Here is a 21,422-nt window from a genome sequence, read left to right on the forward strand (position 1 = left end):
ATTCTAGCGCCACGCCCGCCGAAAAGGTTGATTGCCCTCATGAGCCAAGCTCCCCTCGTCCTGGTCGACGGTTCTTCTTATCTGTACCGCGCCTTCCATGCCCTGCCGCCCCTGACCAACTCCAAAGGCCTGCCCACCGGCGCCGTGAAGGGTGTGCTGAACATGCTGCGCAGCCTGCGCCGGCAGTACCCGGAAAGCCCCTTCGCGGTGGTCTTCGATGCCAAGGGCGGCACCTTCCGCGACGAGCTGTTCGCCGACTACAAGGCCAACCGCCCGCCCATGCCCGACGAGCTGCGCCTGCAGGTCGAGCCGCTGCATGCCAGTGTGCGGGCGCTGGGCCTGCCGTTGCTGTGTGTGGAGGGCGTGGAGGCCGACGACGTGATCGGCACCCTGGCCCGGCAGGCCGCCGCCGAGGGCTGCGACGTGGTGATCTCCACCGGCGACAAGGACATGGCGCAGCTGGTCTGCCAGCACGTCACCCTGGTCAACACCATGACCGGCAGCGTCTACGACATCGAAGGCGTAAGGGAGAAGTTCGGCGTCGGCCCCGAGCTGATCATCGATTACCTGGCGCTGATGGGCGACAAGATCGACAACATTCCCGGCGTACCGGGCGTCGGCGAAAAGACCGCCCTGGGCCTGCTGGTCGGCGTCGGCGGCGGCCTCGACGTGATCTACGCCAACCTCGACAAGGTGCCGGGCCTGCCGATCCGCGGTGCCAAGAGCCTGCCGGCCAAGCTCGAGGAACACCGCGAGATGGCCTACCTCTCCTACCAGTTGGCGACCATCAAGCTGGATGTACCGCTGGATCTGGATTACGCCAGGCTGCACCCTGGCGAACCGGATGTCGATACCCTGACCGCCCTCTACGAGCAGCTGGAGTTCAAGGGCTGGCTCGACGAACTGCTGCGCCAGAACAAGGGCGCGACACCCAAGACCAAGGCGGCAGCCCGCTCCGAACTGACGCCGCCTTCGGATGACTTGTTCAGTGCGGCGGCCAGTGCGGCGGTGGGCGAGGTGCCGGCGGTCCAGGCCGCCGCAACGCCTGCGGTTGCCGAAGACCAGCCGTCGGTGGTGGCGGGCGAGTACCGCACCATTCTCGACCAGGGCGAGTTCGACACCCTGCTGGAGGAACTCCAACAGGCCGAGCTGATCGCCTTCGACACCGAAACCACCAGCATCGACGCCCAGCAGGCGCAACTGGTCGGTCTGTCCTTCGCGATCAAGGCCGGTGAGGCGGTGTACGTGCCGGTGGCGCACAGCTACATGGGCGTGCCGCAGCAGCTGGATCGCGACGCCGTGCTGCGTGCGCTCAAGCCGATTCTCGAAGACCCGAACAAAGCCAAGGTCGGCCAGCATGCCAAGTACGACATCAACGTACTGGCCAATGCCAGCACGCCGATCAAGGTGCAGGGCGTGGCCTTCGACACCATGCTCGAGTCCTACGTGCTGGACTCCACCGCCACCCGCCATGACATGGACAGCCTGTCGCTCAAATACCTGGGCCACAGCACCATCCGTTTCGAGGACATCGCGGGCAAGGGCGCCAAGCAGCTGACCTTCGACCAGATCGCCCTGGAGCAGGCCGGCCCCTACGCCGCCGAAGACGCTGACGTGACCCTGCGCCTGCACCAGAATCTGTGGGGCCGCCTGCAGCAGGTGCCGAGCGTGGCGAGCGTGCTGCGCGATATCGAGATCCCCCTGGTGCCGGTGCTGGCGCGCATCGAGCGCAATGGCGCGCTGGTGGACGCCAAACTGCTCGGTGAGCACAGCCAGGAGCTGGGCGAGAAGCTGGTGGCGCTGGAGCGCCAGGCCTTCGAGGTCGCTGGCGAGGAGTTCAACCTCGGCTCGCCCAAGCAGCTCGGCGCCATCCTCTATGAGAAGCTCGGTTTGCCGATTCTCAGCAAGACCGCCAAGGGCCAGGCCTCCACCGCCGAAGCGGTGCTCGCCGAGCTGGCCGAGCAGGACTACGAACTGCCCAAGGTGCTGATGCAGTACCGCAGCCTGAGCAAGCTCAAGAGCACCTACACCGACCGCCTGCCGGAGCAGATCAACCCCCGCACCGGGCGCATCCACACCAGTTATCAACAGGCGGTGGCGTCCACCGGACGGCTGTCTTCCAGCGACCCCAACCTGCAGAACATCCCGGTGCGAAGCGCCGAGGGCCGGCGCATTCGCCAGGCCTTCGTGGCGCCGGCGGGCTACAAGCTGGTGGCCGCGGACTACTCGCAGATCGAGCTGCGCATCATGGCGCACCTGTCCCGCGACGAGGGGCTGATGAACGCCTTTCGCGACAACCTCGACGTACACACCGCCACGGCCGCGGAAGTCTTCAAGGTCGAGCTCGATCAGGTCAGCAACGACCAGCGGCGTAGCGCCAAGGCGATCAACTTCGGGCTGATCTACGGCATGGGCGCCCAGAAGCTGGCCAAGGACATCGGCGTCGACGGCAAGACCGCCAAGGCCTATATCGAGACCTACTTCACCCGCTACCCGGGCGTGCGCGAGTACATGGATCGCACCCGCCATCAGGCCGCGGAGCAGGGCTACGTGGAGACTCTGTTCGGCCGGCGCCTGTACCTGCCGGCGATCAAGTCCAGCCGGCCCCAGGAGCGCGCCGGTGCCGAACGCACGGCGATCAACGCGCCAATGCAGGGCACCGCCGCCGACATCATCAAGAAAGCCATGGTGGCGGTGGATGAGTGGCTGACCGAGTCCGGCCTGGATGCCCGGGTGATCCTGCAGGTGCATGATGAACTGGTGCTGGAGGTGCGCGAGGATCTGGTCGAACAGGTCAGTGCGCAGATTCGCCCGCTGATGGGCGAAACGGTGAAGCTCGACGTACCGCTGCTGGTCGAGGTCGGCGTCGGCAACAACTGGGATGAAGCGCACTGAACCATCTCAGAGGGACGCAGCTGCGTCCCGTTATCAGTTAGTACTGTGCGGTCTTAATAGGAATGACGACCAAACAAAGGGATCTAAGCACCGCTGAACTTTACTTCTGTCCACCCGGTCAGAGTTTGTGAATGGCCCATAAAGCCCTTCGATGCTCCTTTGTTGTGTTAAGTGTTGGCAGACATCTGAGCCCCGCCCTAGCGGTTCAGACCCTTAAACCCCGATCTTCTCCCTCCCCATACGAAGTTCGGGGTTTTTTTTGCCTGCAGAAAAGTGCCAGGCCGCCATGCCGCCTCTCTCCCTTACCAGCAGGCTAGTCCTTCAGCGCTCGAGGGCAATGCCAGCGGATGCAAAAACGCCCCGCATGGGCGGGGCGTTTCGTTCGGCAACCTGGCGTTGAGCAAGGGCTCACTCAGCCACGTCGTCTTCCTGTTCCTCGCCGATCAGGCCCAGCCAGTGGCCCAGCACGGCCTGAGCTTCTTCCACGCCAATGCGCTTGGGTGCCGAGAACAGCTGGATGCTGACCTGCTCGCCCCAGGTCTTGCGGATCTCCTGCTGCACCTTGAGCAGCGCGGTCTTGGCCGCGCCGAAGGCCAGCTTGTCGGCCTTGGTCAGCAGGATGTGCATGGGCATGCCGCTGGCGCCGGACCAGTCGAGCATCATGCGGTCGAACTCGGTCAGCGGGTGACGGATGTCCATCATCAGGATCAGCCCGCGCAGGCTTTCGCGGCTGCCCAGGTAGGCTTCGAGGTGCTTCTGCCAGTGCTGCTTGAGCGGAATCGGCACCTTGGCGTAGCCGTAGCCGGGCAGGTCGACCAGGCGGCGCTCGTCGTCCAGGCGGAAGAAGTTCAGCAACTGGGTACGTCCCGGCGTCTTCGAGGTACGCGCCAGGCTGGCGTGGGTCAGGGTGTTCAGCGCGCTGGACTTGCCGGCGTTGGAGCGGCCGGCGAAGGCGACCTCATAGCCCTGGTCGTCCGGGCACTGGTCGACCTTGGCGGCGCTGATCAGAAAGGTGGCTTGCTGACACAAGCCGATTGCGGGGTTCTTTGCGTGCATCGGGGTTTCCGGTGAAGGGGCTGCATCGCCGCAGTCTAACAGGCTGGCGACGCGCTGACCCGCGCAACCCGTAGGGCCGGGCCCGTTTTGCCGCGATACTGCGTTTCTCGCCGGCTCATTTAGCCCACTAAACTTCGCGGCTGTGTGCCCCACATGGATGTGGGAAATGCCGCAAGCCCGCAGGGAGCGGGCGCGGCCCTTGCCTCGCGGCAAAACGGTCTCCGGCGCGCCCGTGCGTGAAACGGCAACAGACCCTACGCGTCATCTCAAAGTGGCTGTGCCCACAGGGTCACGTCGAGGCGGTACTCGGCGCCCGGGGCGAGGATCAGCGAATCGTCCAGCACGTTGGCGTGCTCGATGCAGAGCATGCCCTGCCAGGCGTCATCGGCGAATTGCGACAGGCGCTTGGCCTTGTCGATCCACGGATTCCACACCACAGCAGAGCCCGAGCCTTCGCTGCGCATGAAGATACGGCGCTTCCAGAGCGGGTCGACGATGCTCAATTGTGGCGGCGTATCGAGGTAGATGCGGTCGGTTTCGCCGGTGAAGGTCACCGCGCCTTTCTGGCGGACTTTCTTCCAGTCCTGCAGGGTGTCGACGTAGCGGCAAGCGTCCAGGCCTTCGATCTGTATCTTGCGGATATCGCTGACCGCGAAATAGGTGTGCAGCGCCTGGCTGATCGGCAGTTCGCTGTCGCCCAGGTTGCGGGTGGTCAGGCTCAGTTTCAGCCGCTCGCCGAGGCGGATATCGAGCTGCAGCTCGGCGGCATGGGGCCACTCGGCAATCGGTTGGGCGGCGGTGTCGAAGGCGAACGACAGGGTCACGCCATCTTCTTCGGTGTTCAGGCCGATCAGTTGCCAGTCGCGGTCGCGCACCAGACCATGGGCCGGCGCATCGGTAGGGCGGGAATATGCGTTGCGAATCGCCTCGGGGTTGCGCTGCAGGTCACCGAACCAGGGCCAGCACACCGGCACACCGCCGCGTACGCTCTTGCCGGCGCTGTAGGCGGCCTCGTCGCTGAGCCAGATCAGCGGCTCGCCCCTGGCCGGCTGGTAGCGCAGGATCTGCGCGCCCTGTTCGCTGACCAGCAGTTCGGCGCCGGCATGCTGGATGCGCCAGCAGACCAGGTCGCCCAGCTGGATGCGTTCGTTGGAGGTGCTCATGGATGTGCTGCTCCTGAAGAGATTGGCTGTTGGGCCGCGACGCGACGGCGAGGTTCGCCAGTGCCATTAAAAAAACGCCCGTCGAAACGGGCGTTTTGCGTTGCCTGGCAGTTTACGAACCGTAGACCTGGTTCGGAAGCCAGGTGATCAGCGCCGGGAACTGGAGGTGATGACCGACGTCATCAACTGGATGATGAACGGAATCACCCCACGCTACCACCGAGCACGGCGTCACGCCGCGCAGGTAGAACAGCGAGAAGCACAGCGGCTGGTGTGGGCGTGGCGCCTGCCGGACGACGTGCTCGCCAGGCTCAAGGACGTCTCGGTCGAAGTGGTCGACGCCACCGCCGCCGATCCTGCCGCGCAAAGGGTCTGGGAGCAACAGAAGGCCTGCCTGGCGCGCCTGCACGAATACGCCGAGGCCAACGAGAGGATATCTGCGCGATTCGTTGATGGGCGGAAGCAGACACTCAGCGATTGCGTAGGAGCGGCTTTAGCCGCGAGTTTTTTATCAAGGCAAACAAAGAGCTCGGGGCTAAAGCGGATCGCCGCCCGGCCCCTCCTACGAGTACGCGGCCGTCTGCTTTCGTCACCTAGCAGTCAGAGCCGATAAAGCCGCCGCGAGTTGATGCTACAGAAATGACAACGCCGGCTTAGAGCCGGCGTTTTCGTTTCACCAGCCGCGGTCAGGGACGCTTGCGGTTGCTGATCATGGTGCCGTTCCCGACATCGGTGAAGATCTCCAGCAGCACCGCGTTCGGCACGCGGCCGTCGATGATGTGCGAGCTGGTCACGCCACCCTGTACCGCTTCCAGGGCGCACTTGATCTTCGGCAGCATGCCGCCGTAGATGGTGCCGTCGGCGATCAGTTCGTTGACCTGCTCGGTGCTCAGGCCGGTAAGTACTTCGCCCTGCTTGTCCATCAGGCCGGCGATGTTGGTCAGCAGCATCAGCTTCTCGGCTTTCAGTGCTTCGGCCACCTTGCCGGCCACCAGGTCGGCGTTGATGTTGTAGGACTCACCATTGGCGCCCACGCCGATCGGCGCGATCACCGGGATGAAGTCGCCCTTGGCCAGCATGTTCAGCAGGTCGGTATTGACCCCGGTGACTTCGCCAACGTGGCCGATGTCGATGATTTCCGGCTGGGTCATTTCCGGCGTCTGCCGGCTGACGGTGAGCTTGCGCGCACGGATCAGCTCGGCATCCTTGCCGGTCAGGCCGATGGCGCTGCCGCCATGGCGGTTGATCAGGTTGACGATGTCCTTGTTGACCTGGCCGCCGAGCACCATTTCCACCACGTCCATGGTCGCCGCGTCGGTGACGCGCATGCCATCGATGAAGTGGCTTTCGATGGAGAGGCGCTTGAGCAGGTCGCCGATCTGCGGGCCGCCGCCATGAACCACCACCGGGTTGATGCCCACCGCCTTCATCAGCACGATGTCCCGGGCGAAGCCTTCCTTCAGGTCATCACTTTCCATGGCGTTGCCGCCGTACTTGATCACCAGGGTCTTGCCAACGAAGCGACGGATGTACGGCAGTGCTTCGGACAGCACCTTGGCGACGTTGGTGGCGGCTTCACGCTCTAGGGTCATGCGGGGCTCCAGTGCTGGACGGGTCAGAACGGTAGTTGGACGTCAGGGGCGACGCGGTGCATCTGCGAGCGGAACAGCTCCTGGATGCGCTCCAGCTCGGCCTGGCTTTCAGCTTCGAAGCGCAGCACCAGCACCGGCGTGGTGTTGGAGGCGCGCACCAGGCCCCAGCCTTTGGGGTAATCGACGCGCACACCATCGAGGTTGGTCACACTGCCTTCGCCCCACTGACCTTCACGCTGCAGGCGCTCGATGATCGGGAACTTGGTCTGCTCGGTGACCTGCACGTTGATTTCCGGGGTCGACACGTCGTTGGGGAAGGCTGCGAACACCTGCTCGGCGGTGCGCTTGTCCTGGCTGAGGATTTCCAGCAGGCGTGCGGCGGCGTAGATGCCGTCGTCGAAACCGAACCAGCGCTCCTTGAAGAACACGTGGCCGCTCATCTCGCCGGCCAGCAGGGCACCGGTTTCCTTCATCTTCTTCTTGATCAGCGAGTGGCCGGTCTTCCACATCACCGGGCGGCCACCGTAGCCACTGATCAGCGGGGTCAGGCGACGGGTGCATTTGACGTCGAAGATGATGTCGGCGCCTGGGTTGCGTGATACCACGTCCTTGGCGAACAGCATCAGCAGGCGGTCCGGGTAGACGATGGTGCCGGTGTTGGTGACCACGCCCACGCGGTCGCCATCGCCGTCGAAGGCCAGGCCGACGTCGGCGTTCTCTTCCTTGACCTTGGCGATCAGGTCGACCAGGTTCTCGGGCTTGCCCGGATCCGGGTGGTGGTTGGGGAAGTTGCCGTCGACCTCGCAGTACAGCGGAATGACTTTGCAGCCCAGTGCTTCGATCAGCTGCGGGGCGATCACCCCGGCGGCGCCGTTGCCGCAATCGACCACCACGCGCAGCGGCTTGGCCATGGCGATGTCGCTGCGGATCTGCTCCAGATAGCGTGGCAGCAGGTCGACGCGTTCGACGCTGCCTTCACCGCTGCTCAGATCGTTGGTGTCGATACGGGTTTTCAGCGCCTGGATCTGCTCGTTGGCCAGGGTGTCGCCGGCGATGACGATCTTGAAGCCGTTGTAGTCCGGCGGGTTGTGGCTGCCGGTGAGCATCACCGCGGTCTTGCCGGCCAGCACATGGGCGGCGAAGTAGACCACCGGGGTCGGCACCATGCCGACGTCGCTGACCTGGCAGCCGCTGTCGGCCACGCCCTGTATCAGCTGCTCCACCAGGCTTGGGCCGGACAGCCGACCGTCGCGGCCAACGGCCACGTTCGGCTCGCCTTCGGCCAGGCTCTGGGAACCAATGGCGCGGCCGATCCAGTAGGCGGTTTCCGGGGTCAGGCCAGCGCCCACCACACCGCGAATATCATAGGCTCGGAAGATGTCTGCTGGGAGTTTTGGGGCTTGCGGCGCGGTCATGATCGGTGTCTGCTCCAGTCCCAGGAGATCCTGGTCGTCGTCGAGGATGTCGATATCGAGAATATCGGTGTCTTGAAACAGCGGATTCACGAAATCCGCCGGCTTGGCTGCGACGCGACTACTGGGTGTTTCACTGGCGACGGAGTCCGGGCGGGTCGCCACGGGTTCCTGGGCGCGACGGGGCAGTCGGCTCAGGTTCTGCGCCAGGTTGTTCAGGGCGGGCAAGCTCAAGCTGAAGGCTTTGACGGCTTTGCCCGCGGAGAGTTCTTTTACCAGCTCGGCCAATTGCGCAACGTCGTGCGCCAGGCGCTGCTGCAGACGGCGGTTGGCCAGATAGAGCCCGGCCAGCGCCCCGATCAGTGCAACCAGCAGGGCGAGCCCCAGCAGCAGGGGCGACAGGCCCGAGGCGCCGAGGCCTGCGGCCGGCGTGAAGTTCAGCGTCCAGTGCGGGTTGCCGGTGGCGAACGCCTGGGCCGTGCCCTCGGCCTGGCCGCGCTGGGCCAGCACCTGGGCGGCGCCGGCGTCGAAGCGCTGCACCAGCTGGATCTGCCCGACGTCCGCCGGCAGCGGCGGCAGGTTGCCGAGCAGGCGGTTGAGGTCGACGGCCAGCAGCAGGGTGCCGGCCATGGGCAGTTTATCGTCCTGGCGCACCGGCGCGACGCTGTAGGCCAGCCAGCGTTCACCGACCCGGTAGGCTTCCACGGCTGGCGCCTGACCGGCCTCCAGGCGGCGCAGCAGGTCCAGTGCGGCGAAATTCATCGGCGCGCTGCGCGAGCTGTCCGGGACCGCCTGGCCGGGCAGGTTGAGCTGGGCATCGACCACGCCATTCCAGTAGCGCAGGCCGTTCTCGGCATTGCGTAGCTGGGCATCGTCCCCGCTTTGCAGCGCCTCGGCCAGGGCCGGGTTGCGCGCCGCGGCCAGGGTGTCGGCGCTGAGTTGCTTGAGGGCCTGCTGCAGGCTGGCCGCCTGGCCGCTGCCCCAGGCCTGGCTGAGCTGTTGCTGCTGCAACTGCTGGGCCGGGCTGACGGCGGCGAACCACAGGATGGCGCCAGCCAGGGCCACGCCGAGGGTGGCAGCGATCGCGCCGGGCAGCAGGTCGGCAGCAGCCATTGACCGGCCGCGAGTGCTGGAGTGCGAATCGCCGGGGTGGTCTTCCTTGGGCGCGCGTTTGAAGCCTTTCATCCGACGTCTCCTGGCGATCTAGGGGTGTTTCAGTGGCTACCCGAGTGGCCGAATCCACCGGCGCCGCGTTCGCTGTCGTCGAATTCCTCGACCAGCTCGAAGCGCGCCTGGATGACCGGCACCAGCACCAGCTGGGCGATGCGCTCGCCGATGACCATCTTGAACGCGGTGTTGCCGCGGTTCCAGCACGACACCATCAGCTCGCCCTGGTAATCCGAATCGATCAGGCCGACCAGATTGCCGAGTACGATGCCGTGCTTGTGGCCCAGGCCCGAGCGCGGCAGGATCAATGCCGCCAGGCCCGGGTCGGCGACGTGGATGGCCAGGCCGGTGGGGATCAGCACGGTCTGGCCCGGCTCCAGGGTCAGATCTTCCTTGAGCATGGCGCGCAGGTCCAGGCCGGCCGAACCGGGCGTGGCGTAGGCGGGCATGGGGAATTCGCTGCCGAGGCGGGGGTCGAGGATCTTGGCTTGTAGGGCGTGCATGGGGCGATCAGGGCTTCCGTGGGAATGAAGGTCAGTGTTTGGGTTGCTGCGCGGCGATGAAGCTCACCAGCTGGCGGGCGATCTTGCCTTTGCTGGTCTGCGCGAAGCTGGTCTGCTGCAGCCCGCGATCGATGATGGTGATCGCGTTGTCCTCGCTGTTGAAACCGATGCTCGGGTTGGCCACGTCGTTGGCGACGATCAGGTCGAGGTTCTTGTCCTTGAGCTTGCGCGAGGCGTACTCCAGCAGGTTCTCGGTCTCGGCGGCGAAGCCGACGCTGAACGGCCGGTCGTCGCGGTGCGCCAGGGTGGCGAGGATGTCCGGGTTGCGCACCATCTGCAACAGCAGGCCATCACCGCTGTTGGGGTCTTTCTTCAATTTGTGCTGGGCGACAACTTCCGGGCGGTAGTCGGCGACCGCGGCGGCGGCGATGAGAATGTCGCAGGGCATCGCCGCTTCGCAGGCGGCGAGCATGTCGCGGGCGCTGACCACGTCGATGCGGGTGACCCGATCCGGCGTGGCGAGGTGCACCGGGCCGCTGATCAGGGTGACCTTGGCGCCGGCTTCCACCGCCGCTTCGGCGAGGGCGAAGCCCATCTTGCCGGAGCTGTGGTTGGTGATGTAGCGCACCGGGTCGATATTTTCCTGGGTCGGGCCGGCGGTGATCAGCACGTGCTTGCCGCTCAGTGCCCGGTGTTCGAAGCAGTCGGCGGCCAGTTGCGCCAGGTCATCGGCCTCGAGCATGCGGCCCAGGCCGACGTCGCCACAGGCCTGGCTGCCGGAGGCCGGGCCGAACAGTTTCAGGCCGCGGCTGCGCAGCAGCTCGACGTTGGCCAGGGTCGCCGGGTCGCGCCACATCGCCTGGTTCATCGCCGGCGCCAGGGCCACCGGGGCATCGGTGGCCAGCACCAGGGTGGTCAGCAGGTCATCGGCGACGCCCTGGGCCAGGCGCGCCATGAGGTCGGCGGTGGCCGGGGCGATCAGCACCAGGTCGGCCCAGCGGGCCAGCTCGATATGGCCCATGGCGGCTTCGGCCGCCGGGTCGAGCAGGTCCAGGTGCACCGGGTGGCCGGACAGCGCCTGCAGGGTCAGCGGGGTGATGAATTCGCGACCACCCTGGGTCATGACCACGCGCACTTCGGCGCCCTGGTCCTTGAGGCGGCGGACCAGCTCGGCGCTCTTGTACGCCGCGATGCCGCCACCCACGCCGAGGATGATGCGTTTGCGATACAGCCGCTGCATAACTCTGCCTTTGTCGTGTGTAGTTACAGACGCAGATGACCGAGACCTCCCCAGGCCCGGCGCCCTGCGAAAAACCGGGCTACGATAGCACAGCGGCAGCAGGGGAGCAGCGGCGCGCCGGGCGAGCGCAACGGCGGTGGGAATTGGCTGGGTAGGGCATGCCTGATGAGCATTCGTGAGTGGCCCGCGGCAGAGCGCCCGCGGGAAAAGCTGCTGGCCCAGGGGGCGGCCAGCCTGACCGACGCCGAGCTGTTGGCGATCTTCCTGCGTACCGGTGTGGCCGGGCAGAGTGCGGTGGACCTGGCCCGCCACCTGCTCGCCGATTTCGGCAGCCTGCGCGCCTTGTTGCAGGCCGACCTGCCGTCCTTCAGCCAACACCTGGGGCTCGGCCCGGCCAAGTTCGCCCAGCTGCAGGCGGTACTGGAAATGGGCCGTCGTCACCTGGCCGAGCAACTGCGCCGCGACTCGGCCCTGGAAAGCCCCCAGGCGGTGCGTGACTACCTCAAGGCACAGCTGCGCCATGAGCCCCACGAAGTGTTCGCTTGCCTGTTTCTCGATGCCAAGCACCGGGTGCTGGCCTTCGAGGCGCTGTTCCACGGCTCCATCGACAGCGCCAGCGTCTACCCGCGGCAGGTGGTCAAGCGCGCCCTGGCCCATAATGCCGCGGCGCTGATCCTCACCCACAATCACCCGTCAGGCGTCGCCGAGCCGAGCCAGGCCGACAAGGTGCTGACCCAGCGCCTCAAGGAGGCGCTGGCGCTGGTCGAGGTGCGCATCCTCGATCATTTCATCGTCGGTGACGGCGAGCCGCTGTCGATGGTCGAGCATGGCTGGATGTAACAGCGCTCGCCTGGCCGGCCCGCGTTAGCGGGCCTTGAGCAGCTCGCCGACTTCCAGCAGCACCAGTTCGTTGTCGTCAGCCCTGTTCGGTTCGCGGCTGCTGGAGAACGGCAGGTTGTTGTCGTTGCCGACCAGGATATGGCGCCCATCGACGATGTCGACGTTCTCGATGGTGAAGAAAGGAAAGGTCAGCACGCCATCGTTCAGTGGCTTGCGGGCAATGCCTTGCGGGTCCTTGATGGCGAGCAGGTCGATGTAACCGACCTTGCGCACGGCCTGGCCGACGTTGCTGTCGTCGAAGGCGACCTTGTAGACGCGCTTGAAGCGGGCGATATCCGAGAAGCAGGTGGGGCCCTTTTCGCCCGGCGGGCAGGCCTTGTCCGCCGTGCCTTCGCCATTGTCGCGCTCGATGACCAGGCCGCTGGCCGCGTCGATCATGTTGAAGTCGCCGATGGCGTGGCCGGGTTGCTCCAGCGGGTAGAACCAGTGGCGGCCCGTCCAGGCTTGGCTGGCGACGTCGAACTCGAGCACACGCAGCACGCTCTGGCCATCGCGTTGCTCGGCACCCTGGCTGGCCGCGTCCCACAGCGGGCCTTCCAGCAGTGCATAAAGCTTGCTGCCGTCCTTGGCGGCGGCCATGCCTTCCAGGCCTTTGGAGCGGCGCACCTGGAAGTTCATCGCGTCGGCTGGCCAGGCTGGGGTGGTGACGGCGGGGTTGTCGGGCGAGCGCACCGGCTCGCCGTCGGCCTCGACGTCGAACACTGCCTGCACGCGGCCCTTCAGATCGGTCTTGATCAGGTAGGGGCCGAACTCGTCGCCGATCCAGATGGAGTCGCCGATCAGCTGGAAGCTTTCCGGGTCGAAATCCGCGCCGCTCAGGTAGCGCGCCGGCGTGCCCTCGTGAACGATGCGAAATGGCACCTTCTTGTCCGGGTCGCTGAGAAACACCGTGTCCAGCCGCTTGAAGTCGCCGCGCTGGAAGTCGATGGCGTAATGGCTGAGGTGGAGCATGGCATCGGCGGAGTTGGCCTTGGTGCCGAAGCCGTTGTCGGTGAGCAGCCAAAAGCTGCCATCGGGCATGTGCTTGATGCCGGAGTGGCCCTGCAGCGGCTGGCCGTCGAAAGGCAGCGACATACCGGTGGGGCGATTGGCCGACAGGCCTTGCAGGCTGCCGACCTGCTCGTTGCGCTGGCCGCTGGAGAATTTGCCGCTGATGGCGAAGTCCGCCGGCGCATCGGCGGGCGGCTGGATGAAGCTTGCCGCCGGCATCACTGCATGGCCGGCCAGGGTGGCGGGGTAGGCAGTGGCGCTGTCCTGGGCAATGGCGAACGAGGCCCAGCAGGCCGTACCGGCGAGAAGGGTGTGAAGGCGAAGAGTGCGACGCATGCCAGAGGATCCCCTGCGGTTAAAAGCCAACAGGGTGCGGCAGCCGTATGTCATGCCGGTGACAGCCACCGGCATGCTTTATCGACAGCGGACTGCCCTGCGCCAGGGGGGCAGCCCGCTGCGGTTACCGCACGCTGACCCGGGAGAAATCCTGCCGGCCGAAGGGGCTCACGCTGTAACCCTCGACGCCCTTGCGGGTCAGCGCGTAGGCGGTCGGGTGGGCCAGGGGCAGCCACAGCGCCTGTTGCTGGATGATCGCCTGGGCGTCCTGGTACTGCGCGCTGCGCTTGGCCTGGTCGCTGAGCGCCTTGCCCTCGGCGATCAGCGTGTCGAGCCTGGCATCGCAGAAACGCGCGAAGTTCAGGCCGGACTCCACCGAGGCGCAGGAAAACTGCGGGGTCAGGAAGTTGTCCGGGTCGCCGTTGTCGCCGGCCCAGCCCATGAACAGCAGGTCATGCTCGCCGGCCTTGGCGCGGCGGATCAGCTCGCCCCACTCGATCACCCGGATCTGCGCCTTGATGCCGACCGCGGCCAGGTCGGCCTGCAGCAATTGTGCACCGAGGCTGGGGTTGGGGTTGAGCAGGCTGCCCGAGGGGCGCGTCCAGATGGTGGTGCTGAAGCCACCGGCCAGTCCGGCCTCCTTGAGCAGCTCGCGGGCCTTCTGCGGGTCATGGTCGTAGCCCGGCAGGTCGCTGGCGTAGCTCCAGGTATTCGGCGGATAGGGGCCGTTGGCCGGCTCGGCGCTGTTTTCGAACACCGCCTTGAGGTAGCTGCGCTTGTCGAACGCCAGGTTGATCGCCTGGCGCACGGCGGGTTTGTCCAGGGGCGGATGCTGGCTGTTGAGGGCCACGAAGGCGGTCATGAAGGCGGCGGTCTTCACCGTGCTCAGGCCCGCATCCTGGCTCGCCGCTTCGACGTCGACCGGTTTGGGCGACAGGGCGATCTGGCATTCGCCGCGGCGCAGGCGCTGCAGGCGCACGTTGGCATCCGGGGTGATGGCGAAGACCAGGTTGTCGACCTCTGGCTTGCCGGCGAAGTAGTCGGCGTTGGCGGTGTAGCGCACCGCGGCGTCCTTCTGGAAGCGCCGGAACACGAAGGGGCCGGTGCCGATCGGCTGGCTGTTGAGCTTCTCCGGCGTGCCGGCCTTGAGCAGCTGGTCGGCGTACTCGGCGGAATAGATGGAGGCGAAACCCATGCTCAGGGTGGCGAGAAAGGTCGCGTCCGGTTTGTTCAGGGTGACGCGCACGGTGTGGGCGTCGACCTTCTCCACCGCCTTGATCAGCGCGGGCCACTGCATGGACTGGGCATGGGGATAGCCGCTGGTGGCCGTCTTGTGCCAGGGGTGGTTGGCATCGAGCATGCGCTGGAAGCTGAACAGCACGTCATCGGCTTCCAGCGTCGGGCGGCTGGGCTTGAAATAGTCGGTGCGGTGGAACAATACGTCCGGGCGCAGGGTGAAGGTATAGGTCAGGCCGTCGTCGGAGATCGTCCAGCTGCTGGCCAGGCTGGGCACCAGCTTGCCATTGGCGGCGTCGAATTCGACCAGGCGGTTCATCAGCACGTCGGCCGAGGCGTTGGTGGTGGTCAGGGAGTTGTACTGCACCACATCGAAGCCGTCGGGACTGGCTTCGGTACAGACGCTCAGGGTCGCGGCCTGGGCGAACAGCGGGGCGACGAGCAGCGGCAACAGGGCAAGGCGCATGGTGATCTCCTGAACGAAACGGCGCGCATCCGGCGGGCCGCTGGTGAGAAGGCTGAGGGGGAGAGGGTCGCGTTAACGCGTGGACAGACCCTAAACGATAAGATGCAGGCTAACAACGCAATACGGCGACGAGCGGTCGTTCGCGCCCATGCCCGCCGCCTGGGGCTCAGCGCCCGAACGGCCGGTATTTTATAGTGCGTTCGCGCTTGTTGCTGTGGGGGTTTTCTGGTATAAAGCAGCGCTCTTTTCTAGGGGCCCGGTTGCTTGATCGCGATCTATCACCGGTAAGACCCTGAAGAAACGCGGCGCCCAGCGCCGAAAAACAGAGATTAAGCGGCCAACCCATGCCGGGTTGGGCATGTGGTTTTAGAGGGCTGAGGTATGTCGAGAGTCTGTCAAGTTACCGGTAAGGGTCCGGTAACCGGGAATAACATTTCCCACGCAAACAACAAAACCCGTCGTCGTTTCCTGCCGAACCTGCAGCATCACCGCTTCTGGGTCGAGTCTGAAAACCGCTTCGTCCGTCTGCGTCTGTCCACCAAAGGCATGCGCATCATCGACAAGCGTGGTATTGACGTAGTGCTGGCCGAGCTTCGTGCTCGCGGCGAAAAGGTTTAAGGAGACTGTCATGCGTGAACTGATCCGTTTGGTGTCCAGCGCCGGTACCGGCCACTTCTACACCACCGACAAGAACAAACGCACCACTCCGGACAAGATCGAGATCAAGAAATACGATCCGGTCGTCCGCAAGCATGTTGCGTACAAGGAAGCCAAGATCAAGTAATTGATCGGCTGACTCGAAAAGCCCGCCCCATGGCGGGCTTTTTCATGCCCGCGATTTGGCGCGCCGCTGATCGTTCAGGGCGCCGGTCGCAGTGTCAGCGTGCTGCGCGTGTTGGCAGTTACGTCGTCGGCACTCAGGTGTTGCGGCACGTATTCGCCGGCTATGAAGCGCTGGGCCTGGTCGCTGTAGTGGCGGTCGAACGGCACGCCGCTCTGGCCCAGCGGGTTGATGCCCAGGCTATGGTCGGCATCGGCCAGGTCGATCAGCCGACGCGTCGAGGGTCCGTAGCCCACCGGCCAGGGCGCGGCGCCAATGCGGTGCGACAGGTTGTTGGGCGTCTCGTGGCCACCCGGCGCTGGCAGCGGGCCGACGTTGAGCAGCGCATCCAGGGGCCACTGCACGCCCAACGGGTGCTGGTGGGTGAGGGTGTGGGCCTGGCCCCAGCGCCATTGCGCCGGGTCGTCGCCCAGGGTGGCGCGCAGGTGCTGCAGGGTGGCGCGCCAGGCCTCGGCCACCGCTTCGGCGCGGCTGCGTGGCTGGCCATCGGCGCGCGCCCACCAGGGCGAGTTCGCATCGGCGCTCAGGCGCGGCAGTGCGCTGTCGATCATCCGGGTCGACAGCAGTTGCTCGAAGGCCTGGGCGCCCAGGCGCGGTTCCAGGGTGGCGCGGCCCAGCTCATAGATGAGCTGGTTGAACAGGGTCGCCGGCAACGATTGCAGCGGGTGATCGCCCTGCCAGGCGGCCAGGGCCTCGACCAGCTGCCGTTCCTGTCCGTCCGCTGCTGCGGCGCGCAGGTCGTCGAGGATCGGCGCCAGCAGCCGTGGCCCATAGGCCGTGCCGGTATCCAGCTGCAGGGCCTGGCTGTTGTCAAGATCCCAGCGCACGTCCGGGTCGCCCAGCCGTTGGTTCAGGCGCTGACCGCGCTCCGGCGGGTTGTAGTAGCCCGGAATCTCGATGCCGCTGGCCGGCAGCGGCTGGAAGTTGGCCGAGACGATGTAGCCGCGGGTTGGGTTCTCTTCCTGCGGGTTGGCGCTGAAGGGATGGAAGCCCGGTTTGTCGGCAGCGCTCGTGCTGCCATCGAGGATGAAGGCGGGGTTCACCCCGGCGGGGCGTATCGGCAGTCTGGCCGCGGCCCACCAGGCGATGTCGCCGCGGGCGTTGGCCCACACCAGGTTGAGGCCCGGTGCATGGATGCGCTCGGCGGCGGCGCGGCCCTTTTCCAGGGTGTCGGCACGGTTGAGGCGGTAAAAGGCCTCGAGCAGCGGGTTCTCGCTTTCCAGAAAGGCCCACCACATGGCGATCGGCCTGGTGCCGGCGCTGTCGCCCAGGGCATCGTTAATGATCGGGCCGTGGGGAGAGCGGCGCAGCTGCAGGGTCACCGGTGCGCCGTCCTTGACCCGGATGACCTCCTCGCGCTGCTGCAGATCGACCCAGCCGCCCTGATACCAGACCTGCTCGGGGTTGTCCGGGTTGAGGCGTTCGGCGATCAGGTCCATGTCGTCGTTCTGGAACATGGTCAGGGTCCAGGCGAAATCCCGGTTGTGACCGAGAAAGGCCACCGGGGTCGCCGGCTGATGATGGCCGTAGAGCTCGAAACCCGGGTACTTGAGGTGCGCCTCGTACCACACCGACGGCGCCGAGAAGCGGATGTGCGGATCGCCGGCCAGCAGTGGCTTGCCGCTGGCGGTGCGGGCACCGGCCACCGCCCAGGCATTGCTGCCCTCGAACTGCGGCAGCCCGCTGTCGGCCAGGGCCTGATCGCTCAGGGCGGCGAGCCGGTCGAGCAGCCGCCAGTCGTCGTTGCCGAGTGCTGTGTCGATCACGCCGTCGGAGTGCCAGTCGATATCGAAGATCGCCAGGTAGTCGCTGCCCAGCTCATCGCGAATGCGCGTCAGCAGGGGTTCGCTGCGCAGCGCCGCGGCGAAGCTGTAGGCCAGGTAGCCGGCGATGGACAGGGTATCGGCGGCGCTGAACGGGCGTTTCTCGATGCCCAGCAGGTCGAATTCCAGCGGCGCCGGTCGGCTGTTCTGGTACTGGTTGATGCCATCGAGGTAGGCGGCCAACGCCCTGCCGTGGGGGCTGTCGGAGTTCAGTTCGCGAGCCTGCTGGTCGGCCCGCTCGCGGATCTGCAGGGTGCGAAACAGGCGGTCGGTGGGTAACAGCCTGGCGCCAAGCACTTCGGCCAGCTCACCCCGGGCCAGGCGGCGCAGCATCTCCATCTGGAACAGGCGATCCTGGGCCTGCACGAAGCCCAGGGCGCGGTACAGGTCGGCTTCGCTCTGCGCCTCGATATGCGGCACGCCGCGTTCGTCATAGCGCACCTGCACGGGCGCGTCGAGGCGCTGCAGGGCCAGTTCGCCATCGCGCACTGGCTGCTTGCCCTGCAGGTACCAGGCGCCACCGCCAGCGGCCGCCAGCAGCACGGCCGCCAGGGTGATGAGGAAGCGTTTCATGCTGCCGTCCTTGTCTTACGCGGGCCGCCATGCTGCGGGCAATCCGCGCCGACTGCAAGGCGACCGGCTCAGGACGTGACGCGGCCCCAGACCTGCAGCGGCCGGGCTAGTGAGGCCAGGTACGGTCGTCGTGTTCATCTGCCCACGCGCAGAAACAACCGCTCGCCAAGTTGTTGTCCGCCAGCACCTTGCGGCCGTCGAGCAACGCATCGAGCAGCGGCTCGACGAAGCTGTTGCCGGAGGTGCAGGTCATGCCGCTGCCGTAGGGGCCGACGTAGGCCAGCCGGCCGTGTCGATCCCAGATCGCCACGGCCGGGCTGGCGGGTAGCCGCTCACTGCCGGCCAGCCCGGCGAGTGATCGCAATGCCCGCAAGGTATCCGGCAGTTGCCCCTGGCTGCCGGGCTTCTGCACGGCATAGAACTGCACGCCCCGCCCGCCGTAGCGTTCCAGCAACTCGCCAAGGTGCTGCTGGTTGCCAACGTTGCAAGGGCAGGCGGGGTCCCAGAAATGCACCAGGCGAATCTTGCCCGGCCCTGCCAACTGCTCTGGCAGGTGCAGCTCGCCTCCGGTAAACAGCGCGGTACGCTCATCGAACGGGCGCAGGTAATGGGCCTGGAACCACCAGAAGGCGGCGAGCATGGCGGCCAGCCAGATGACGGCGATCAGGCAGGCGAGGGGCGTGATGCGGCGGGAACGGGCCATGCCTGAAGCTTCCGTAGGTGGTTCGGTGGCTTGCCATGGCGAGCCTGGCAGCAGAAGATCGTCACTGTACCGGCTGCCCACCCCGGTGATGCTGCCGTGAATCAATCAGAGTCGATGCTGCCGATGTCCGATATCTTCCAACCCGAACCGCTGGTCGCCAGCCTGCGCCCCCTGGCCAGCGCGGCGCCGTTGTCGGCTGCAGAGCTGGCCTATCGGCAGTTCTACGGCTTCCTGCCGCGCGAGGCGGTCGAGAGCCGGCTGGGCTGGTTCGAGGTGGACGACTACCGTATCGCCGCCCAGTTGTGGAACCCCGTTGCGCCCCGCGCCACCCTGTTGCTGCTGCACGGCTATTACGATCACAGCGGCCTGTACCGGCATGTGATCGACTGGGCGCTGGAAGCCGGCTTCGCGGTGCTCGCCGTGGACTTGCCGGGCCACGGCCTGTCCAGCGGCCCGCGGGCCAGCATCAAGGATTTCGCCGAATACCAGGTCGTGCTGCGCGCCGCCTTGCAGCAGGCCGATGCCCTGGGCCTGCCGGCGCCCTGGCACCTGTGCGGGCAGAGCACGGGTGGGGCTATCCTGATCGACTACCTGCTCAACGACCAGCCGCTGGCCGAGGTCGGCGAAACCATCCTGCTGGCGCCTCTGGTACGGCCGCGGCGCTGGAACTGGTCGCAGCTCAGCTATCGCCTGCTGCGCCGTTTCGTGCAGGAGATTCCGCGGCGCTTCAGCGAGAATTCCAGCGATCCGGAGTTTCTCGATTTCCTGCGCAACCGCGACCCCTTGCAGCCCAAGGTGGTGCCGACCCTCTGGGTCGGTGCGCTGAGCCAGTGGGTGCCGCGCATCGAGCAGGCGCCGCGCTGCACACGCAGCCCGCTGATCATCCAGGGCGAGGCGGACATGACGGTGGACTGGCGGCACAACCTGGCGGTGCTCGAGAACAAGTTCAGCGCGCCGCGCATCCTGCGGCTACCCGAAGCGCGCCACCATCTGGCCAACGAGGTGGCGCCGCTGCGCCAGCGCTATTTCGCTTATCTCGGCGAGCAGCTGGACCGCGCTTACTGACCCACCGCCAGACCGGCGCGGATCGCCGCCAGGGCCGCCTTGTAGTAGGCCGCGCCTTCGCTGGACTGGGCGAAGGTGACGAACTCCTCCAGCTCCGGGTCGGACAGATTGCGATAGACGTGCAGCAGGGTGTTGTCCAGGTCCTTGTCGATCTGCGCCATCAGCCGTTGGCGCTGGCCGTCGAGCAGTCCTTGCGCAGTGCCGCCGCCGAGCAGGCCGGGAATCATCTGGCTGAGGCTGTCGGCCGCCACACCGGCCAGGGCCAGACTGATCTCCGCACCCGCTTCACTGGCCGGCAGGGCCTGGGCCAGGTGGCGGATCAGCAGACGGCGGGTGGCATCGGCTTCGCTGACCGGCAGGCCGTCGGCGTACTTGGCCAATTGGTCTGGGCGGGTGGCGAGCAGCTCGGCGCTGACGATCTTGCGGCCCAATGGCGATTCGAAGAAGCGCAGGGCCGGCGCCGGGTCGGGGAGGCCTGCGCGCAGACTGCTCTCGGCGCGCTCGTCCATGGCGCGAGCGGCGAAGCGCCGGTTGCTGTTGTCGACCAGGGCCTGGTACACCGCCGGCGGCAGGCTCTTGCTATAGCGTGCCTGGGCGGCGCTCAGGGCATCGCTGAAATGCGCGCGCTGCTGCGGCCAGCCGGCTTTTTCATACAGCTCGGCATGGGTGTCGGCCATTGCCGGCAGGCTCAGGAGCAACAGCAAGAAACAACACAACGCGCGCATACGAACTCCTGTCTGGGGCGGCTATTTTCGGCAGCCAGGTGGAGCTTGTCGAGGTGTACGCGACACAGGGTAGAATCGCGCCATGACCACAGACATTTCCGATTCGCTGCTGAGCCGCATCATCGATGACCTTGCCGAATTCGGATGGTCGTTGCAAACCCAATTCGCCCCTGCTTCTCTGACCGGGGAACTGGCGGAGGAGTGCCGCCAGCGCATCGCCCAGGGCACCCTGGCGCCGGCCGGTACCGGCCGTGGCCACGCGGTGGCGGTGCACGAAGGCACCCGCAGCGACCATATCCAGTGGCTCGAGGCGGGGCAGTCGCCGGCCTGCGACGGCTACCTGCAGCTGCTCGACGAGTTGCGCGTGGCCATCAACCAGAGCCTCTACCTGGGGCTGGTGGACTACGAAAGCCACTTCGCTTTCTATCCGCCGGGCGGCTTCTATCTCAAGCACCTGGATCGCTTCCGCGACGATGACCGCCGCGCGGTGTCGGCCGTACTCTACCTCAATGACGACTGGCAGGCCGAGGAGGGCGGCCAGCTGCGCCTGTACCTGGCGGACGGCGAGGTGCGTGACGTGCTGCCCGAGGCCGGCACGCTGGTGGTGTTCCTGTCTGCCGACGTGCCCCACGAGGTGCTGCCGGCCACCCGCGACCGCCTGTCCCTGACCGGCTGGTTCCGCCGCCGCGGCGACGGGGTGTTCTAGCGCCAGGTTGCAGGCATGAAAAAGGGAGGC

The 21,422-nt window shown here is 66.3% G+C and carries 17 protein-coding genes and 2 pseudogenes; 7 read left to right on the forward strand and 12 right to left on the reverse strand.

What is annotated here, in order from left to right:
• Window positions 1–39: 39 nt before the first annotated feature.
• Complete coding sequence (polA, locus tag SA190iCDA_RS03410; protein WP_070884996.1) at window positions 40–2,895, forward strand: DNA polymerase I; 2,856 nt, start codon at window positions 40–42, stop codon at window positions 2,893–2,895.
• Window positions 2,896–3,303: 408 nt separating this feature from the next.
• On the opposite strand, the gene yihA is transcribed toward polA, so the two are convergent.
• The 3 genes and pseudogenes from yihA to SA190iCDA_RS23300 form a co-directional block, all read right to left on the reverse strand.
• Entirely contained in the window at window positions 3,304–3,951 is a 648-nt protein-coding gene (yihA, locus tag SA190iCDA_RS03415; RefSeq protein WP_070884997.1) for a ribosome biogenesis GTP-binding protein YihA/YsxC, read from the reverse strand.
• A 266-nt stretch (window positions 3,952–4,217) separates the two neighbouring features.
• The gene (locus SA190iCDA_RS03420; RefSeq protein ID WP_070884998.1) at window positions 4,218–5,114 is read right to left on the reverse strand and encodes a D-hexose-6-phosphate mutarotase; all 897 of its coding nucleotides are present in this window, start codon (window positions 5,112–5,114) and stop codon (window positions 4,218–4,220) included.
• Between the two features lie 112 nt (window positions 5,115–5,226).
• A pseudogene (locus tag SA190iCDA_RS23300) lies at window positions 5,227–5,382 on the reverse strand (C4-dicarboxylate ABC transporter); the annotation flags it as partial.
• A 15-nt stretch (window positions 5,383–5,397) separates the two neighbouring features.
• Between SA190iCDA_RS23300 and SA190iCDA_RS03425 the strand changes: the two are divergent.
• Window positions 5,398–5,547: pseudogene (locus tag SA190iCDA_RS03425) on the forward strand (ABC transporter substrate-binding protein); the annotation flags it as partial.
• Between the two features lie 253 nt (window positions 5,548–5,800).
• Here the strand turns inward: SA190iCDA_RS03425 and argB are convergent.
• From argB to coaBC, 4 genes are all read right to left on the reverse strand, one after another.
• A complete protein-coding gene (gene argB, locus SA190iCDA_RS03430; RefSeq protein WP_070885000.1) occupies window positions 5,801–6,706 on the reverse strand; it encodes an acetylglutamate kinase in 906 nt (301 codons plus the stop codon).
• A 23-nt stretch (window positions 6,707–6,729) separates the two neighbouring features.
• Window positions 6,730–8,121, reverse strand: coding sequence for a phosphomannomutase/phosphoglucomutase (gene algC / locus SA190iCDA_RS03435; RefSeq protein ID WP_205881593.1), 1,392 nt, complete (start codon window positions 8,119–8,121; stop codon window positions 6,730–6,732).
• Window positions 8,122–9,332: 1,211 nt separating this feature from the next.
• Complete coding sequence (dut, locus tag SA190iCDA_RS03440) at window positions 9,333–9,788, reverse strand: dUTP diphosphatase (protein WP_070885002.1); 456 nt, start codon at window positions 9,786–9,788, stop codon at window positions 9,333–9,335.
• A 31-nt stretch (window positions 9,789–9,819) separates the two neighbouring features.
• Window positions 9,820–11,028, reverse strand: a complete 1,209-nt coding sequence (coaBC, locus tag SA190iCDA_RS03445) for a bifunctional phosphopantothenoylcysteine decarboxylase/phosphopantothenate--cysteine ligase CoaBC (protein ID WP_070885003.1) — start codon at window positions 11,026–11,028, stop codon at window positions 9,820–9,822.
• A gap of 165 nt (window positions 11,029–11,193) precedes the next feature.
• On the opposite strand from coaBC, the gene radC reads away from it, so the two are divergent.
• The gene (radC, locus tag SA190iCDA_RS03450) at window positions 11,194–11,868 is read left to right on the forward strand and encodes a RadC family protein (protein ID WP_070885004.1); all 675 of its coding nucleotides are present in this window, start codon (window positions 11,194–11,196) and stop codon (window positions 11,866–11,868) included.
• A 24-nt stretch (window positions 11,869–11,892) separates the two neighbouring features.
• Here the strand turns inward: radC and SA190iCDA_RS03455 are convergent, their stop codons facing one another.
• A complete protein-coding gene (locus tag SA190iCDA_RS03455; RefSeq protein ID WP_070885005.1) occupies window positions 11,893–13,254 on the reverse strand; it encodes an esterase-like activity of phytase family protein in 1,362 nt (453 codons plus the stop codon).
• Window positions 13,255–13,378: 124 nt separating this feature from the next.
• The gene (locus SA190iCDA_RS03460; RefSeq protein ID WP_070885006.1) at window positions 13,379–14,956 is read right to left on the reverse strand and encodes an ABC transporter substrate-binding protein; all 1,578 of its coding nucleotides are present in this window, start codon (window positions 14,954–14,956) and stop codon (window positions 13,379–13,381) included.
• Between the two features lie 381 nt (window positions 14,957–15,337).
• On the opposite strand from SA190iCDA_RS03460, the gene rpmB reads away from it, so the two are divergent.
• Together rpmB and rpmG are read left to right on the forward strand one after the other, a co-directional pair.
• Window positions 15,338–15,574: a 50S ribosomal protein L28 gene (gene rpmB / locus SA190iCDA_RS03465; protein WP_013793374.1), complete on the forward strand. Its 237-nt coding sequence runs from the start codon at window positions 15,338–15,340 to the stop codon at window positions 15,572–15,574.
• Between the two features lie 10 nt (window positions 15,575–15,584).
• A complete protein-coding gene (rpmG, locus tag SA190iCDA_RS03470) occupies window positions 15,585–15,740 on the forward strand; it encodes a 50S ribosomal protein L33 (RefSeq protein WP_013793373.1) in 156 nt (51 codons plus the stop codon).
• 74 nt (window positions 15,741–15,814) lie between these two features.
• Here rpmG and SA190iCDA_RS03475 read toward each other — a convergent pair whose 3' ends face one another.
• Both SA190iCDA_RS03475 and SA190iCDA_RS03480 read right to left on the reverse strand, forming a co-directional pair.
• Window positions 15,815–18,193 (reverse strand): penicillin acylase family protein, encoded by a 2,379-nt coding sequence (locus tag SA190iCDA_RS03475; protein WP_070885008.1) that lies wholly within the window; start codon window positions 18,191–18,193, stop codon window positions 15,815–15,817.
• Between the two features lie 106 nt (window positions 18,194–18,299).
• The gene (locus tag SA190iCDA_RS03480; protein WP_070885009.1) at window positions 18,300–18,896 is read right to left on the reverse strand and encodes a DUF6436 domain-containing protein; all 597 of its coding nucleotides are present in this window, start codon (window positions 18,894–18,896) and stop codon (window positions 18,300–18,302) included.
• A 123-nt stretch (window positions 18,897–19,019) separates the two neighbouring features.
• On the opposite strand from SA190iCDA_RS03480, the gene SA190iCDA_RS03485 reads away from it, so the two are divergent.
• Entirely contained in the window at window positions 19,020–19,961 is a 942-nt protein-coding gene (locus tag SA190iCDA_RS03485; protein ID WP_070885262.1) for an alpha/beta hydrolase, read from the forward strand.
• Here SA190iCDA_RS03485 and SA190iCDA_RS03490 read toward each other — a convergent pair.
• Complete coding sequence (locus SA190iCDA_RS03490) at window positions 19,955–20,686, reverse strand: hypothetical protein (protein WP_070885010.1); 732 nt, start codon at window positions 20,684–20,686, stop codon at window positions 19,955–19,957. The genes SA190iCDA_RS03485 and SA190iCDA_RS03490 overlap by 7 nt on opposite strands.
• An 82-nt stretch (window positions 20,687–20,768) precedes the next feature.
• Between SA190iCDA_RS03490 and SA190iCDA_RS03495 the strand changes: the two genes are divergently transcribed.
• Window positions 20,769–21,392 (forward strand): 2OG-Fe(II) oxygenase, encoded by a 624-nt coding sequence (locus SA190iCDA_RS03495; protein ID WP_070885011.1) that lies wholly within the window; start codon window positions 20,769–20,771, stop codon window positions 21,390–21,392.
• The last annotated feature ends 30 nt before the right edge of the window (window positions 21,393–21,422 follow it).

It is taken from the genome of Pseudomonas argentinensis (assembly GCF_001839655.2).
Taxonomy (GTDB): Bacteria; Pseudomonadota; Gammaproteobacteria; order Pseudomonadales; family Pseudomonadaceae; genus Aquipseudomonas; species Aquipseudomonas argentinensis_B.